This window comes from Fibrobacter sp. UBA3718 (assembly GCF_002371935.1).
GTDB lineage: Bacteria > Fibrobacterota > Fibrobacteria > Fibrobacterales > Fibrobacteraceae > Fibrobacter.
The window spans coordinates 409333-423747 of the sequence record NZ_DFHR01000013.1 but is presented as its reverse complement, the minus strand read 5'-3'; the positions used below and the strand labels follow the sequence as shown (position 1 = coordinate 423747).

14 protein-coding genes are annotated in these 14415 nt (G+C 50.1%); 5 read left to right on the top strand and 9 right to left on the bottom strand.

Going from position 1 to position 14415, the window contains the following annotated elements; genetic code table 11:
• Window positions 1-37: 37 nt before the first annotated feature.
• The 5 genes from B4A77_RS05025 to dnaX form a co-directional block, all read right to left on the bottom strand.
• Window positions 38-3184 carry an efflux RND transporter permease subunit gene (locus B4A77_RS05025; RefSeq protein ID WP_290726942.1) on the bottom strand — a complete coding sequence of 1049 codons (3147 nt, stop codon included), beginning with the start codon at window positions 3182-3184 and terminating at the stop codon, window positions 38-40.
• Window positions 3185-3202: 18 nt separating this feature from the next.
• The gene (locus B4A77_RS05020) at window positions 3203-4252 is read right to left on the bottom strand and encodes an efflux RND transporter periplasmic adaptor subunit (protein WP_290735521.1); all 1050 of its coding nucleotides are present in this window, start codon (window positions 4250-4252) and stop codon (window positions 3203-3205) included.
• A gap of 12 nt (window positions 4253-4264) precedes the next feature.
• Window positions 4265-5683 carry a TolC family protein gene (locus tag B4A77_RS05015; RefSeq protein ID WP_290726940.1) on the bottom strand — a complete coding sequence of 473 codons (1419 nt, stop codon included), beginning with the start codon at window positions 5681-5683 and terminating at the stop codon, window positions 4265-4267.
• 206 nt (window positions 5684-5889) lie between these two features.
• Complete coding sequence (locus B4A77_RS05010; protein WP_290726939.1) at window positions 5890-6192, bottom strand: YbaB/EbfC family nucleoid-associated protein; 303 nt, start codon at window positions 6190-6192, stop codon at window positions 5890-5892.
• 36 nt (window positions 6193-6228) lie between these two features.
• Window positions 6229-7962 carry a DNA polymerase III subunit gamma/tau gene (gene dnaX / locus B4A77_RS05005; protein ID WP_173382220.1) on the bottom strand — a complete coding sequence of 578 codons (1734 nt, stop codon included), beginning with the start codon at window positions 7960-7962 and terminating at the stop codon, window positions 6229-6231.
• Window positions 7963-8050: 88 nt separating this feature from the next.
• On the opposite strand from dnaX, the gene B4A77_RS05000 reads away from it, so the two are divergent.
• Window positions 8051-8428, top strand: coding sequence for a hypothetical protein (locus B4A77_RS05000; RefSeq protein WP_173366678.1), 378 nt, complete (start codon window positions 8051-8053; stop codon window positions 8426-8428).
• 30 nt (window positions 8429-8458) lie between these two features.
• On the opposite strand, the gene B4A77_RS04995 is transcribed toward B4A77_RS05000, so the two are convergent.
• The gene (locus tag B4A77_RS04995) at window positions 8459-9355 is read right to left on the bottom strand and encodes a hypothetical protein (RefSeq protein ID WP_290738841.1); all 897 of its coding nucleotides are present in this window, start codon (window positions 9353-9355) and stop codon (window positions 8459-8461) included.
• Between the two features lie 162 nt (window positions 9356-9517).
• Here B4A77_RS04995 and B4A77_RS04990 point away from each other — a divergent pair, with 162 nt between their 5' ends.
• Window positions 9518-10039, top strand: a complete 522-nt coding sequence (locus B4A77_RS04990; RefSeq protein ID WP_290738839.1) for a hypothetical protein — start codon at window positions 9518-9520, stop codon at window positions 10037-10039.
• Window positions 10040-10119: 80 nt separating this feature from the next.
• Here the strand turns inward: B4A77_RS04990 and B4A77_RS04985 are convergent, their stop codons facing one another.
• From B4A77_RS04985 to B4A77_RS04975, 3 genes are read right to left on the bottom strand one after another with little or no spacing between them, the layout of a single operon-like run.
• A complete protein-coding gene (locus B4A77_RS04985; RefSeq protein ID WP_290729174.1) occupies window positions 10120-10908 on the bottom strand; it encodes an ion transporter in 789 nt (262 codons plus the stop codon).
• Window positions 10901-11695, bottom strand: coding sequence for a hypothetical protein (locus B4A77_RS04980; RefSeq protein ID WP_290729176.1), 795 nt, complete (start codon window positions 11693-11695; stop codon window positions 10901-10903). Before B4A77_RS04980 ends, B4A77_RS04985 begins: the two co-directional genes overlap by 8 nt.
• Window positions 11696-11714: 19 nt before the next feature.
• Entirely contained in the window at window positions 11715-12986 is a 1272-nt protein-coding gene (locus B4A77_RS04975; protein ID WP_290729179.1) for a hypothetical protein, read from the bottom strand.
• A 411-nt stretch (window positions 12987-13397) separates the two neighbouring features.
• Between B4A77_RS04975 and B4A77_RS04970 the strand changes: the two genes are divergently transcribed.
• The 3 genes from B4A77_RS04970 (at window position 13398) to B4A77_RS04960 (ending at window position 14399) form a co-directional block, all read left to right on the top strand.
• Window positions 13398-13661 (top strand): type II toxin-antitoxin system RelB/DinJ family antitoxin, encoded by a 264-nt coding sequence (locus tag B4A77_RS04970; protein WP_290729182.1) that lies wholly within the window; start codon window positions 13398-13400, stop codon window positions 13659-13661.
• Window positions 13662-13825: 164 nt separating this feature from the next.
• A complete protein-coding gene (locus B4A77_RS04965) occupies window positions 13826-14035 on the top strand; it encodes a hypothetical protein (RefSeq protein ID WP_143153091.1) in 210 nt (69 codons plus the stop codon).
• Entirely contained in the window at window positions 14022-14399 is a 378-nt protein-coding gene (locus B4A77_RS04960; protein ID WP_173382213.1) for a PIN domain-containing protein, read from the top strand. Before B4A77_RS04965 ends, B4A77_RS04960 begins: the two co-directional genes overlap by 14 nt.
• The last annotated feature ends 16 nt before the right edge of the window (window positions 14400-14415 follow it).

Genomic DNA, 14415 nt, shown 5'->3' with positions numbered 1-14415 from the left:
GGTTTGGCGGGATTCCTGAAACATTGCTTGTGCGGGCTTATGCCTTCGCGTGCCTGTTCATCTTGTTCTTAACCTTCTTCACGCCCTTCTTGACCTTGTGGAACAAGGCGTTCGGGAGCCAGAATGCTGTCGGAATGAGGTACATCGTGAGGAACGCGGACACGGCGAGGCCGCCCACGCATGCGATACCCATGGGCTGGTTCATCTTCGCGACGTCACCACCGATGGCGAGAGCAAGCGGCATCTGGGCCACTATGGATGCGAATGTCGCAAGTACGATGGCCTGGAATTTTTCTTTTGCGGCCGTCAGCATGGCGCTGCGCCTGCCCATGGCTCCGCTTCGGAGCAGTCGGTTCGCTTCGTCGAGTAGCAAGATGGCGTTGTTCACCACCACACCGATAAGCATCACGATTGCCATGAGGGAAACCATCGAGAGCGAGGTGTTCGTAAACACGAGCGCGAGGATAACGCCAATGGCGCCCATCGGGATAGTGAACATGATGATGAAGGGCTGCAAGAAGCTTTCGAGCAGGGCCACCAGCAAGATGTAGGTGAGGAGAATGGCCATGAGGATAGCCGCGATGAATTCTTCCACCATGTCGTTCTGCATGTCGGCGTTTCCACCGAAACTGAACGTGATGCCGTCGGGCACCTCATCCTTCATGGAGTCAGTGATAACCTTAATCGAGTCCATGATTTCGCCGGTCGTGTGGCCGGGGAGAAGGTTCATGTAGACGTCTACATGGTTGTGTTTGCGCTTGCGCTCGATCTTGGTCGGGCCTGCGCCGTCGACAATGTCGAACAGCGTGCTTGCCGGGACAAAACCCTTGGGCGTGAGCATCGGCAGGTCTTCAATATCGGCGTGATCCTTGCGGTCTTTCTCTTCCATGCGGACAAACACCTTGTATTCTTCACCGTCTTCGGTGTAGGTGCTGGTTTCAAGGCCGCTTACAGCGATGTAGTTCATGACAGCCACGGACTGCAGGGCGACTCCGTAGTCGGCGAGCGCCTGGCGGTTGGGAACAAGCTTGATTTCGGGCTTGCCGGCTTCGTAGCTCAGCTTTACGTCGACGACGCCGGGAATGTCCTGAATCTTGTCCATGAGGATTTCTGCAGCCTTGAGGGCGGAATCGACAACGAGACTGTTCACTTCGAGCACGACGTCTCCACCCTGGCCGTTGCTCATTTCGGTGACAGAGGCCATCTTGATAGAGATGTATGCGTCGGGAATGTCGGCGAGGTAGGGGCGCAACGAGTCGACAATGTCTTCGGAACTGCGGTCACGGCCTTCGCCGCGCTTGAACAGTTTCAGACGAATTTTGGAGGTGTTCGTGCCCGTAAAGCCGTTTTCACCACCGACGGTAGCGTTGTAGCGCTCCATATCGGGAATGTCCTTGATGCGGCTTTCGATAATCTTCGTTACGCTATCCGTAGTTTCGATGTTCGTACCGATAGGCATTTCGACGGAAATGAGGATTTGACCCTGATCCTGCTTGGGCATGAGTTCGACGGAGAGGAAGTTGAATCCCATGAAGGCGACGAATGCAAGCAGTGCGCCCATGCCGAGCAGCTGCGCGAAAAACCCTGGCACGGAAAGGCAAAAGCCGAGAGTCTTTAGGTAGACAAAGCGGATGCCGTTGAGGACCCACGGGAAGAAGCTCGTGAGGCGTTCCACTATTCCGGGCTTTTCGTCGATAATGTTGCCGTTCTCGTCTTTCTTTTTGCCCTTGAACAGGTAGGCCGCCATGAGCGGGGTGAGCGTGAACGTCACCAACAGCGACACGACTGTCGCAAACACCATGGTCATACCGTAGGTCTTGAAGAAAATGCCTACGATGGACTTCATGAACGCGATAGGCACGAACACGCACACGTTGGTGAGGGTCGATGCCATGATGGCGACCATGATTTCGCTTGTGCCCTTGTAGGCCGCTTCCTTGGGATCGAGGCCATCCTGCAACTTGGAGTTGATATTCTCGAGCACCACGATGGAGTTAGTGACCAACAAGCCCACCGCCGAAGATAGCGCCATGAGAGACATCATGTTGATGCCGAAGTCGGCGAAGTACATGAACGTGAACGCACCGATGACGGAAATCGGCATCGTGAGAGCTGCGATAAGCGTGGTGGAAAGCTTGCCCAGGAAGAGGAGCAGGAGCACCGACGTAAGCACGATGGCAAGGAGGATGTTCTGGATAACGTTGTCTACGGATTCCTGAATTGCTTCGGACTTGTCGTAAATCAGGTGAATTTTGAAACCTTCGGGAAGCGTACTGTTGATCTGTTCCACGCGGGCGAGTGTACCCTTGGCGACGTCGACCACGTTAGCATCAGAACGCTTCTTGATGTCGAGCGAGACGGAGTTGATGCCGTTGTAGCGCGATGCGGAGGTGACTGTCTTGACGGTGTCCTTGACCTTCGCGATTTCGCCGAGCTTGATGACGCCTGTTGCAGTCGGGATATCCATGTCGCGCATCTGGTCCAGGTTCTCGAATTTGCCTGCGGTACGCACGGAGGTGTTCTTGCGGCTGCCGCGAACTTCACCGACGGGGTAGTTGATGTTCGACGCCTGGAAGACACCCATGATGGTCGATATGTCTACGCCGCGAGACTTGAGCATTTCCTTGTCGAGTTCGATGGAGATTTCGCGGGTTGTGCCACCGAAAATATCCACGCTTGCAACACCGGAAACAGAAGTAAGCAGGGGCTCGATCTCGTCTTCGGCCTTCTTACGCAGTTCGGTCGAACTGACCGGGCCGGTGAAGGAGAAGCTCATGATTGCCTGGGCGTTGATGTCTAGTTTCGAAATAATCGGCGCTTCGACGGCATCGGGGAAGGTTGCCGCCGTCTGCTCGATTTTCGCGCGCACGTCGTTTGCTGCCACGTCCACGTTCGTTCCCATGTTGAACATGGCAATGAGGATGCCGTAGTTCTCCATGCATATTGCCTGCACGTAGTCGATACCGTCAACGAGTTCGACGGCGTCTTCGACAGGCTTGATGACGGTTGTCTCGATTTCTTCGGGGTTTGCGCCCGAATAGACGATGACCGCCGTTACCACGGGCACTTCGAATTTCGGCAACAGGTCTACCACCATCATGCGGTAGGTGTAGATACCGAAAACCACCACGGTCAAGATGACCATGAGCATGGTAATCGGTTTATAGATACTCGCCTTAATCATTCAAAAATCTCCGTAGCCTTATTCGATGATGAGCACCTTGTCGCCATCGTTCATGCGGAACTGACCTTCAACCATGACCTGGTCGCCATCTTCAAGGCCCTCGAGAATCTGGACATCGCCCTTGGTCTGCACACCGAGTTTCACGACCTTGCGCTTTGCCTTGCCTTCGGCGGTAACGGTCCAGACGGTGTTTACGCCGTTGCGGTAGACGATTGCCTCGATGGGGACGATGATTCCCTTCACGTTGCGGGCGTCAAGTTCGGCAGTCACATACATGCCGGGCAACAGCTGCTTCTTCTTGTTCGGGAATGTCACTTCGACAGGGAAGAAACGCGTCATGGAATTGGCGGCGAGCGGGATGAGTGTCACCTTGCCCTTGACCTTTTCTCCGCCCACGTCGATGGTCGCGGTCGCACCCTTCTTGAAGAATCCGATATCCTTGCTCGTGACGTTCAGCTTGAGGATGACCTGGTCGAGTTTTGCGATGGTGCAGAAGACCCCGAGTCCGGGAGTCTGTCCTTCCTTGAAGTTCAGTTCCGTGACAACGCCTGCTGCCGGGGCAAGAATCTTCGATGCGCGGCGGACGGTTTCAAGGTTCATCTTCGCAACCTTGAGCTGCGTTTCCTGGGTGTCCATGTCCTGCTGGCTGATGCCGCCCTTGGCGTGCAGTTCGCGCATGCGTTCGGTCGCCTTTTCGAGGAGGGCGATTTGTTCTTGCGCCTGTTGGTACTGCGTGTTGTCGCCGGTGAAAAGGTACTCGGCAAGAACCTGGTCCTTCTTTACGCTAGAACCGACCTGCACGTGGATCTTGGCAAGCGGATCGCTCATCTTCGAAAGTGCGTATGTCTGCTGCATGCCTTCGATGGTGCCGCTGAACTTTCGCACGTCGGTGATTTCTGCCGTGGTGGCCTTTACGACCTTGGCGGGCTTGCCCTTTTCGGCCTGGATTTGTTCGATGGTGGCGGCCTTCTGTTCGGCGCCTTCATCTTTCTTCTTGAACATGTCGCAACCCGTGAGAAGAAGCGAGAATGCGGTTGCAGTGATGATTGCTTTGGTAATCTGGTTCATATCTTCTTCCTATTAATATTCTCCGGTGGCCTGCAGGAGCGCGTTGTAGGCCTTGTTCCATTCGACGATGGCCTTCATGTAGTCTATTTTTGCGGTGCGCAGGCTGTTTTCGGCGCTGAGCACGTGCAATTGCGTTTCGCGCCCGAGCTTGTAGGCTTCGTTCGTGAGGTCGTAGTTCTTTTGCGCGAGGTCGATCTGGCGCTTTGCGATTTCAATCTGGCTGTTCGCATCCTCGAGCGTATTCACGCACGACTCGATCTGCACGCGGAACCCGCGCTCGGCGGTTTCCTTCTGGATTTGCGTGCTGCGGAGGCTCGACCTGGCCTGGGCCACGCCTTCGCGGGTCTTCATGCCGTTGAAGAGGTTCATCGAGACGTTCAGCGCGATGTACTTGTTCAGCTTGTCCCACGTGGGGGCGTCCCAGTCGAAAAATTCGTTCTTGTTGTTTGCATACTTGATGCCGCCGAGGAGCACCACGGTCGGCTTGTAGCCGCCCTGCTCGATTTCGATGTTCAGGTTTTTCATGTTCTCGGTTTCCTCGAGCATCACGAGTTCCTTGCGGCGCTTCTTCACGTTCGCCATGGAGGTGTCGGGGAAGCTGTAGCCTGCGGCGGGGTCGCGGAGTTCGCCCTGGAACTGCACGTCGGTTTCCCATTCGAGGCCCATCGTGTTGAGGAGCGAGTTGCGGGCGAGGACGCGCATCTTTTCGGCGCTCGCAATGGTGGAGTTCAGCTGGTCCATCGAGAGCTGCACGCGGATAAGGTCAAGTTCGGTGGCCATTCCGCTCTTGAGCGACTGTTCGACGAAATTCAGGTTCTCCTGGAGCAGTTCCTTGGAGGCGTACATGATCTTGATGGCGGAATCGAGGTAGATGAGCTGGTCGAAGGCGTTTTCCACGTCGTAGCGGACCTGGGCCTTCGTGTTTTCGAGCTTCACTTCGTTGATGCGCTTGTAGGCCTTCGCGATTTCAATCCCGACGCCAACCTTGCCTTCGGCGTAAAGAATCTGGGTGGCGGTGATGCCTACGCTGGACTGCCAGCGGTAACCCTGGGATTTCATGCCGTAGATGAGCCCGTCGAGCGCGGGGCCGAGGACCTGCTGGTCGTAGGCGTTTGCCATGGGGTGGCCTTCCGCATCCTTTCCCATGGCCATCTGCGTGGCGGCATCGGTCAGGTCGGTGCTCTTTTCGACATCGTCGAGGCCGAAAATACGGGTCACGGTGGCGTTCAGGTCGATGGAGGGGTAGGCGTTGCCGTAGCCTGCCGTCACCTGGGAAGTAGCGCTTTTGAGGTCTTCTTCGGCGGATTTCACGTCGGAGGAGTTTTCGAGGGCTGTATTGACGGCTTCTTCGCGGGTATAGGTCTTCCCGGCCCAGCTAGGGGCTACAAGGAGCGTGGCGATAATCGTAGGGATTGCAAATTGCCTGAGCATCTGTTCTCCATAAAATTTAACGCGCCAAATGTAAAAATATATTATATGATGTTAAAGGTTCCCCGTGAAAAAAAGTGATGGAATGCACGAATCTATGGATGAGAGGAATCCTGGATTTTAGGTTGCTCCTTTTGGGGTGCAAAAAACACCCTTCCGCCGGGGGGCGGAAGGGTGTCAAAACAGGGGTCGGATTCTCATATCCGGGGCTACATCAGACCGGGGATTTTCATGCCGCCGGTGATGTTGGAAAGGCTTGATTGTGCCGCCTCGTCTTTTTTCTTGATGGCTGAATTGACGGCTGCCATGACGAGGTCTTCGAGGGCTTCAACGTCGTCCTTGTCCACGGCGTCCGGATTGATCTTGATCATCGTCAGCACACCCTGACCGTTGATGGCGACCTTGACCATGCCGCCGCCGGCTTCGGCGTCGAAACTTTGGGTTTTGAGGTCGTTCTGGGCCTTCAGCATCTTGCTCTGCATCTTCTGGAGGTCCTTAAGCATTTTACTCATGTCCATAGCGGTTTTTCCTTTTAGCGGTTTTCTTTATTAGTTGTCGTTCATTTCTTCGGGCTGTTCGCCAGCCGGGGCTTCGGTAACCTTTTCTAGCGACCTAGAATATACCAATTCTCCCATGAATTTTTCTACGAGTTCCTTCAATCCGCCTATGCTTTCGCAGTCCTTTTCGAAGGGGCTCTTGAGGGCGTTTTCCCTGGAAACTCGTTCTTCTTGCGTGTAGGCGCGGGTCTTTATCGAGAGGGAAACCTTCGTCTGCAACTTGTCTTCCAGGATAGTCTGTACGCGCTTCGCGAATTCCGGGTTCTCGCAAATCTGCTGGTAGCCCCAGGAGGTGTTGTTCTCCGTTTCGCCGATATAGGTGAGAAATAGCGGGAAGGGGTTCGCCTTGATGTCGCCCGCTTCCAGGATGGTCCCTGTGATGGCAGCGGAAAACTTGTAGTCTCCGCAGTCGGCGAGGCCAGCCACGATGGAGGGCCAGGCGGCGGTGATTTCGTAGCGCGAGAATGCGACCGGGCTGTCAAAGTCGGAGCTGCCGACGAAATCCATGCTTGCCCCCTGGGAAGATTCCTGGGTGTCGAGCATCTGCTGGACGTCAGCTACTTTTTTTTTTGTCGCCTCGTCTGAGGCGCTTTTCGGGTCGTTTATAGCGGCAAGTGCTCGCCGGAGGTCGGTGAGCCTGTCGAGCCAAGCCATGCGGGCGAATGTCGTCTCGACAAGGAGCCGCGGGTTGGAACTGTAGCGGATTTGCGCCTGCAGGTCGATGAGCATCTTGGATATGCGCAGCAGGTCCCCGTTGGAAAGGCCTGTCGCGGTTTCCTTGAGCTTTGAGTAGAGTTCCGTAGAGATGTTCAAAGCGTCAGGCGAAAAAGCGTCGAGGCGGCCGTAAAGGAGGTTGCGGAGGAACTTGCCGAATCCGTCCAGGAGTGGCGCGAACTCGATGCCGCGGCTTACAGCCTTGTCGACCATCAGGAAGCAACCCTTGAGATTATGGCTTTCGATGGCGTTGATGAGGTCGAAGAAAAGCTCGACGGGCGGGATTCCCAGAACGGACCGGACAGATTCGTCCGTCATCTCGTTTCCCGTGAAGGCGTAGGCCTGGTCGAAGTAGGTGAGGCCGTCGCGCATGGAGCCGTCCGCCTTCTCGGCAAAGATGTTCAGGGCCTCGTCGCTTGCGTTGATGCCTTCCTGTTCGCAGATGTAGCGCAGGCGGCTGCGGATCTGGTCCATGGTCAGGCGTTTGAAGTCGAAACGCTGCACACGGCTGAGGATGGTCTGCGGGACCTTGTTGACCTCGGTGGTTGCGAAGATGAAAATCACGTGCGGAGGCGGTTCTTCGAGCGTCTTCAGGAGGGCGTTGAAGGCCCCGGTCGAAAGCATGTGGACTTCGTCGATGATGAAAATCTTGTACTTGCCGATGACGGGAGGGTACTGTACGCGGTCAATGACATCGCGAATGTTCTCGACTCCGGTGTTGGAGGCCGCGTCTATTTCGTACACGTCCATCGGGTTTCCGCCCGAAATGTCCTTGCAGCTTTCGCATTTGCCGCAGGGGTGCAGCGGGTCGCCGCCAGAACAGTTGAGCGTGCGGGCGAGGATTCTGGCACTGGTGGTCTTGCCTACACCGCGGGTGCCGGTAAAGAGGAATGCGTGATGGAGTCTGCCCCCCTCGATTGCGTTCTGGAGGGTTTTCGCGATATGTTCCTGCCCGACCATGTCGTCAAAGGACTGCGGGCGCCACTTGCGGGCCATTGCTACGTATGCCATGTCTTGGAATATAGCAAAAAAGTGTCGAATTCGGGCCAGTCCGGAAGTCGCTTTTGATTATATTTTGAAAAAAATTACGAGGTTCACGATGAATTCGAATATGGCGCTCTTGATTCTTTCTTGGCAGGTGGCATGCCTGTATCACGAAACCGAAACCGAGAAACTTCTGCCCGGTTCAGCCTCGGCGACCGAGGCCGAGAGCGACACGCTCGACGCGATTCACGACGAACTTGTACCGGATGTCTCGTGGGACGACTTCAATGACCTCTATGCGAAGTTCAAGTCGGCGAAGGAACGTGCGGGCGCCTGCATCGAAGCGCTGAAGGAATCTACGCCCGAATTCAAGAGCAAGGTGCTCGAATCCATGCTCCGCGTGGCGAACGCCTCCCGCGAAGATGACAACGAAAGCAACGTCTCGCCCGAGGAGATGAACTTTATACAGCAAATCCGCGAAGCACTCGAGTAGTTTTCTGTCGCATTCGCGCTTAACTTGTTTTTAATCCTTCAGGTAAAGGTTCTGGCTGTTGTCCAGCATCAGGATGACGGGCAAATTTTTTGCCGTAAACACGCCGTCATTCAAGATGCCGCTTTCGATCAGTTGGCCGTTCAGGCTGAATGCCTTGTACGCGGAACCGGGCTTCACGTTCGTGATACGGTAGCGCATCTGGCCGAGCCTTACGAAGCTGGCCTTCGCCTGCGGTAGTCCCGCGGCGGTGCGCGGATTGACTGTCGGGGATTCGGCAGGGAACTTGTGATCCGGACACGTATTCAGCGTATCGAGAAGGATGGTGAACTCGCCGGCAACGGCTGCAAGTGCAAGCGGCATGTCGACCATGTCGACGTCCTTCCCGCCGTTTCTTCCTCTCTGCTCGGGCGGGTTGAATACACAGCCGCCGTAACCGTAATCTTTGCTGTAGAATCGCTGGCACAATTCAAATACGTGTGTCACGAGGGAATCTGCCTGTTCCGCCGTCCCCTTGAAGACTCCCGCCTTCTGCAGGCGCGGAAACTCGTCCTTGTACACGTCTTTGTGCTTCACGGTAAAAAGTGAATCCATCCGTGAATTTTCGTCATCGGAATAGGTGACTCGTGCGACCTTGACCACCTTCTCGGTGACGATTACGATCATGGTGGAATCCAGTTCGGACCTGTAGACCCATGCCGTATCGGTGCCGGAGGCGTTCTTGACCGCCGGTTCGCGCTGGCTCATCTTGGAGAGGTCCAGGTAGTCGCCTTCGAACAGGTAGAGCGCTGTTGCTGGATACCCCATGTAGATGTCGGTGCTGCCGCCCCCGCCTTGATGGTGGGTGACGTTGCATTCCGCCGCATGTAGGCTTGTGGTGAAAAGGCTTGCGGAAAATACGCCCGCAAATAGAAATTTGGTGAATTTCATAATTTGTTCTCCTAACTTGATGATTTAATAATAATAAAAAAAGGAGGGATTGTTGAAATTTTCTGACGGAATGTGATTTTGGGGTGATTAGGGGCGTCTTTTTTTGAAAATAAATAGTTATTTTGTTGTAAAAACGTTCTAGTATAAAATAGGAGGTTATACATGAAGAAGGTTCTCTTAATACTTTGTCTTTTTGTCGGGGCTAGTTTTGCCCAGATAGGTGTTTCTCTCGGTTTCGGGCCGTCTCAGGGGATGGTCGGTGTCGGGTACACCATGCTGGACGGACATCTCTCCGCTAACGTTCATTTGGCAACCTACAACTCCGACTACGATTTCATGGGAGGTATCGGGGTTGCCTACCGATTCACGGGCTTGACGGGCCCGTATGCGTTCCATTCTTCGGAATGGATAACCGGTGAAATGAACGGTTTTACGATAACGAATGTGGGCTCGGAAAATTCAGAACTCATCGAGCATACGAGGGACATCAATTACTGGCGACTGGTTTTTGGCTTGGGGTACCAGCACATGTTCCTGAACCATTTTGGAGCCTACTTTGAAATGGGCTTTGAATTCTATGCCGGCAATGGCGGCTATTATACTCATTTCGACGTTGACTACGGAACGCTTGATAACGACAAGCCGTTTTTCCCTGTCGGTCTCGGTATCGTAGCCGAGTTCTAAAAGGTGGATAAATCAAAAAAGAGGTGCTCCGTTAGGAACACCTCTTTAAAATGGATTCTCGTTCGTGTAGATTATCCCGACTACAATTGTTGTTCTTTTTTCTCAATCAAGGTCTCCAAATTGTTAAGGTGTTGCTTGATTGCTTCTACTTCATTTAGAAAATCTTTTTCTTTTGTTGTACTTTGCGGTTCTGATGATGTCGTTTCCCCAAAGGAATTGACGACAATTCCCACGAGAACATTCAGAACAACGAATGATGTTATGAGTATAAATGGGATGAAAAATGCCCAAGCATAAGGATATACTTCCATGACGGGTCGGCTGATCCCCATAGACCATGATTCCAATGTCATTATTTGGAATAAGGAATACATTGATTTTCCAATGGAACCAAACCATGCGGGAAAATTTTCTCCAAAGAGAGTTGTTCCTATTATTGCGAAGACATAGTAAATGATTAACAATAACAAAATTGTCCATGATATACTGGGAATAGACTTTCCTATAACAGAAACGATTGTTTGAAGAGGCTTCATCCCACTAATAAGTTTAAAAGCTCTGAATACACGGATGATTCTTAGAACGCGAAGTGAAGATAAGGCAGGGAAATCAGCTAAGAGTGAAAATACTACAATTAAGAAATCAAACCAATTCCATCCATCCTTGAAATAATTTAGCCGAAATGATGAAATTTTTAGTATGGCTTCTAAAACAAAGATGTATAAACAAACTTTGTCCAGGATGTTTAAAAGATAGCCAAAGTGTTCTGTAATAGAAGGAGATGTTTGTAGCCCTAGAACAGCCGAATTGACTAGGACTACAATAATTATGAAATTAGAAAACTTAGAGGATTGAAGGAAATTATTCAACGTCGTCCTCATCGTCTTCCTCTTCATCATCTGCTTCGTTATTGTTGCCAGGGATGTCGACGTAAACCGTATTTTCGTAAATTGTCACGATAACATTAATTTCATTCTCGTTGTCTAGGTAGGCTTTGGCGTTGTTGAAAATTGTACTGTCGCCATAATGAATAGCATTCCCTAATTCTATTTTTTCGCATTTGCCTCCATCTCCATTTTCTTGCAAAATTTCTGTCACAAGTTTGCAGGATAACTGCTCGTTTTCTTCCGTGTCGCTGCGCATAAAATAATATATGCATCCAGAAGCGATTAAAATAGCGCATAAACCGGCGATAATCTTCTTTTTTATGGATCCACTCTTTGAAAAAATGTCTGTTGTTATATCAATGACGGTTCCTAATGGGTCGTCTATGGCATTTTTTACATGTTCGAGTACAGAAAGAACTTTAGCTGAGGTGAGCTCGTTTGCGTCGCAATCCTCTATGATGAATGAGCGAATGTTCTCCCAAGCGTCATCATCCAAAGTTCCTGGAATTTCTGTAAAATGGATTTTTTTATCTTGCGTCGTTACGTATACTTCTATTCTGTCCGCTTTGTCTATTCCATATTTGAAAGAACATTCCTTGATAGGAGCGCATAGTTCCTGTCCGGACATGACAGAAATGAAGATTTTTTCATCTTCAAATTTTATTTCTTTCAATCGTCTTGATTTGGGAGTGAGCCAATACAAGCCTTTTAGTTTAGAAAAGAATGATGGCTCGGTTGTTTTGTATGAGAAATTTTCGATGTCAGTCATATTTTTCTCCTATGATTGGTTAGAAATCATCGTATTCAATGTCGCAGATTGATTTTAAATTTGGTGTGATGTTTTTGCAATCATCAGAAATGTTGCATTCACATTTTTCTGTATTGAGACATCTTATTGTCCAATGGCAGGTGATGCCAAGAATGTCTTCTTTTGCCTCTAATCCAAGTTGCCAATCAAAGCCTCCCATTTCAGTGCCATCTCGGAATACGAAGTATTCAGATTTTGGAGGCTTGAAATCAATGACCGCCCAATAAGGATATTCATCACATCCGTTGGGGCAGTTTGCTTTGTACGCATCCATTTTTTGTTTGTATATTTTCATTGCTGGAAGGATTTCTTTCATGGCATTTTGCCTTCGTTTTTCTTCCTCGGCTAAGCGCAATGTTTCTTCTTCTTCGGCTTTGCACTTTGCTTCTTCCTCCTCAAGACGTTTTTGCTCTGCAGCGGCTTTTGCAATTTCGTCTTTTCTTTTTAGAACTCTAGGGTCGCTGTTTACCGTATTGGCTATTAAAACCCCTTTTGTTTTTGAGTAGCTTGAAATTTTTTCTTTAAGCAGAGTGTCCGGCAGTTGATTTGCGGATTCCGCTTGATCAACGATTTCTTTGGCTATTTTTTTGAAATCAAAGACTTTGTATGTGTGATTTGAATAAACAAAATCGAGAAAGTCCTCTGTATCTACGAGTTCTTGAATATTGCAATTTGACCATTCTTCGCCTTCGAATCCATAATAACCCAATTCAAAATCGGAATTGTCGCTATCCGTAAAAACAAATTGGACCGTTAGTCGATTGGATTTATTTGCCAATGCAGAAACGAAGTCCGCTATAGTTCCTGCCTTAATCTTGTTTCCTATATCTCCGTCGAGAGCTATCAGCCCAAAAGATCCAATTGTCGCAGATATGAGAGCTTTCCATATCTCTTTTCTATATTGTTGAGCGTATGATTTCCCAAAACAAGCATCCATCGCATTTGTGGCTGCCATTGGATTTGCTAGATCATTGCCGACATCATCAACGATAGCGGTGGCTAACAATTCAAGGAAATCAATATCAACATCGCCTTTAAATTCGACAAAATCTTGTCCCTTAGATGTTGTGTTTTCCGTCCATTTGACATTGCCAAAAGACGCGTCGAATGCTTTACCTATAGTGGTCGTCGAATATGCATGGAATTTGCCTTCTTTTACCTGATCAACTTTGGAACAACCGCTAATGAGAATGCCGCACAATCCTGTAGCGATAACGGTCTTTAGGAAAAGAAATGTACTGTTTTTTTTCATCGGTTGCTCCGTTGTTAAAAACTCGGAGCTCGTCTTACCTCATGTGCCGACGATTTGCATTTCCAAAAAAGAAAAAGTGCGGAATCGTAAGCACTTATTGACCTGAGGTAACGACCAAGAAACCGTCCATCCGATAAGCACAAACGACCCACACCATTGGGGTGTGAGTGTCTGCCTTATTCTCGGATGGTTGAAATTTTGGTCGTTTTTCAGGTCCAGAATAAGAGCGAACTCTAAAACTATGTCATCATAAAAATAACTAAAAAAGTGAAAGAAGGCTGCGTAAGGGCTGAAAAATGGCTAAAAAACGTGATTTGACTGAATGTGTAGTGATTTGTCAATACATTTTCTTTGTGTTTTATTGACTTGTAGTTGAAAATAGTGTATATTTAGGGGGAAAGGAGTCTAATTATGGCTACGTTGCAGATGAGAGTTGATGATGACCTGAAAAAGAAGTCGGACGACTTGTTCCAGTCTCTCGGTATGGATACCTCTACGGCTATCCGTATTTTCTTGACTTTTGCCATCGAACATAACGGTATTCCTTTTGATGTTCGCCATGCCCCCGAAGACTTGTCTCTAGAAAAGGCTATTAGCGATAGCCGTACTCGCAAAAATCTCCATGGCCCTTATGCAACGGCGGCAGATGCCGTTGCCTCCATGCTGGAGGAATAGCCTTTGTAACCACTTCCGCCTAACAATCGAGATTATCAGCTAGTTCGTTTTTTTCAAAAAGTAGATTTATGCTATTTTGTAAAGACAAATCTGCACTCCAACTTGGAATGGTATTGGCAAATTTGGGGCAAATAATGTATATTAAACCCAAGAGAGGTCCAAACATGTCGGAAACAGCCTTTGCAGAACTTGAATCGCAGGTGGAAGGATTGCCCTATACCCAACTGGAAGAACTCCAGTGGAAAATAGGTCTTCTTCTCATGGAAAAAAAGTCACAGAAAGCGCACGACATTTCTGGTTTGAAGAAGTATCTTGGCAACACCGACCTGGATATCGATCTCGACGCCCTGCGAGGTAGAAATGACCCTCGTTGATACTTCCGTATGGATCGACGGTTTTCGCGGTGGCGAAAGCAAGGAAGTTCTCAAAAAACTGATTGACAACGGCAGTATCTGCATTAACGACATCATTCTTGCCGAATTGCTCCCATCTATAAGGAAACGGGGCGAGACAGAGCTTGAAAATCTGCTAAACCTCCTACCGAAGGTTCCAATACAGATTGATTGGAACGGCCTTATCTACATGCAGACGGAAAACCTGAAGCATGGTATAAATAAGGTCGGCTTGCCTGATTTGATGATTGCTCAAAATGTCTTGCAGAATGGATTGACACTGTTCTCGCTGGATAGGCATTTCGAACTTATTGGGAATCTACTTCCCCTGCAACTGTATAAATAAAAACGAATGTCAATAG

What these genes read in the sequence shown, in the direction of transcription:
- B4A77_RS04980 (WP_290729176.1), bottom strand. Translation starts at nt 11,695, where the DNA reads ATGACTGACATCGAAAATTTCTCATACAAAACAACCGAGCCATCATTC.
- B4A77_RS04975 (WP_290729179.1), bottom strand. Translation starts at nt 12,986, where the DNA reads ATGAAAAAAAACAGTACATTTCTTTTCCTAAAGACCGTTATCGCTACA.
- B4A77_RS04995 (WP_290738841.1), bottom strand. Translation starts at nt 9,355, where the DNA reads ATGAAATTCACCAAATTTCTATTTGCGGGCGTATTTTCCGCAAGCCTT.
- B4A77_RS04965 (WP_143153091.1), top strand. Translation starts at nt 13,826, where the DNA reads ATGTCGGAAACAGCCTTTGCAGAACTTGAATCGCAGGTGGAAGGATTG.
- B4A77_RS04970 (WP_290729182.1), top strand. Translation starts at nt 13,398, where the DNA reads ATGGCTACGTTGCAGATGAGAGTTGATGATGACCTGAAAAAGAAGTCG.
- B4A77_RS04990 (WP_290738839.1), top strand. Translation starts at nt 9,518, where the DNA reads ATGAAGAAGGTTCTCTTAATACTTTGTCTTTTTGTCGGGGCTAGTTTT.
- B4A77_RS05010 (WP_290726939.1), bottom strand. Translation starts at nt 6,192, where the DNA reads ATGAGTAAAATGCTTAAGGACCTCCAGAAGATGCAGAGCAAGATGCTG.
- B4A77_RS04960 (WP_173382213.1), top strand. Translation starts at nt 14,022, where the DNA reads ATGACCCTCGTTGATACTTCCGTATGGATCGACGGTTTTCGCGGTGGC.
- B4A77_RS05025 (WP_290726942.1), bottom strand. Translation starts at nt 3,184, where the DNA reads ATGATTAAGGCGAGTATCTATAAACCGATTACCATGCTCATGGTCATC.
- B4A77_RS05020 (WP_290735521.1), bottom strand. Translation starts at nt 4,252, where the DNA reads ATGAACCAGATTACCAAAGCAATCATCACTGCAACCGCATTCTCGCTT.
- B4A77_RS05000 (WP_173366678.1), top strand. Translation starts at nt 8,051, where the DNA reads ATGAATTCGAATATGGCGCTCTTGATTCTTTCTTGGCAGGTGGCATGC.
- dnaX (WP_173382220.1), bottom strand. Translation starts at nt 7,962, where the DNA reads ATGGCATACGTAGCAATGGCCCGCAAGTGGCGCCCGCAGTCCTTTGAC.
- B4A77_RS05015 (WP_290726940.1), bottom strand. Translation starts at nt 5,683, where the DNA reads ATGCTCAGGCAATTTGCAATCCCTACGATTATCGCCACGCTCCTTGTA.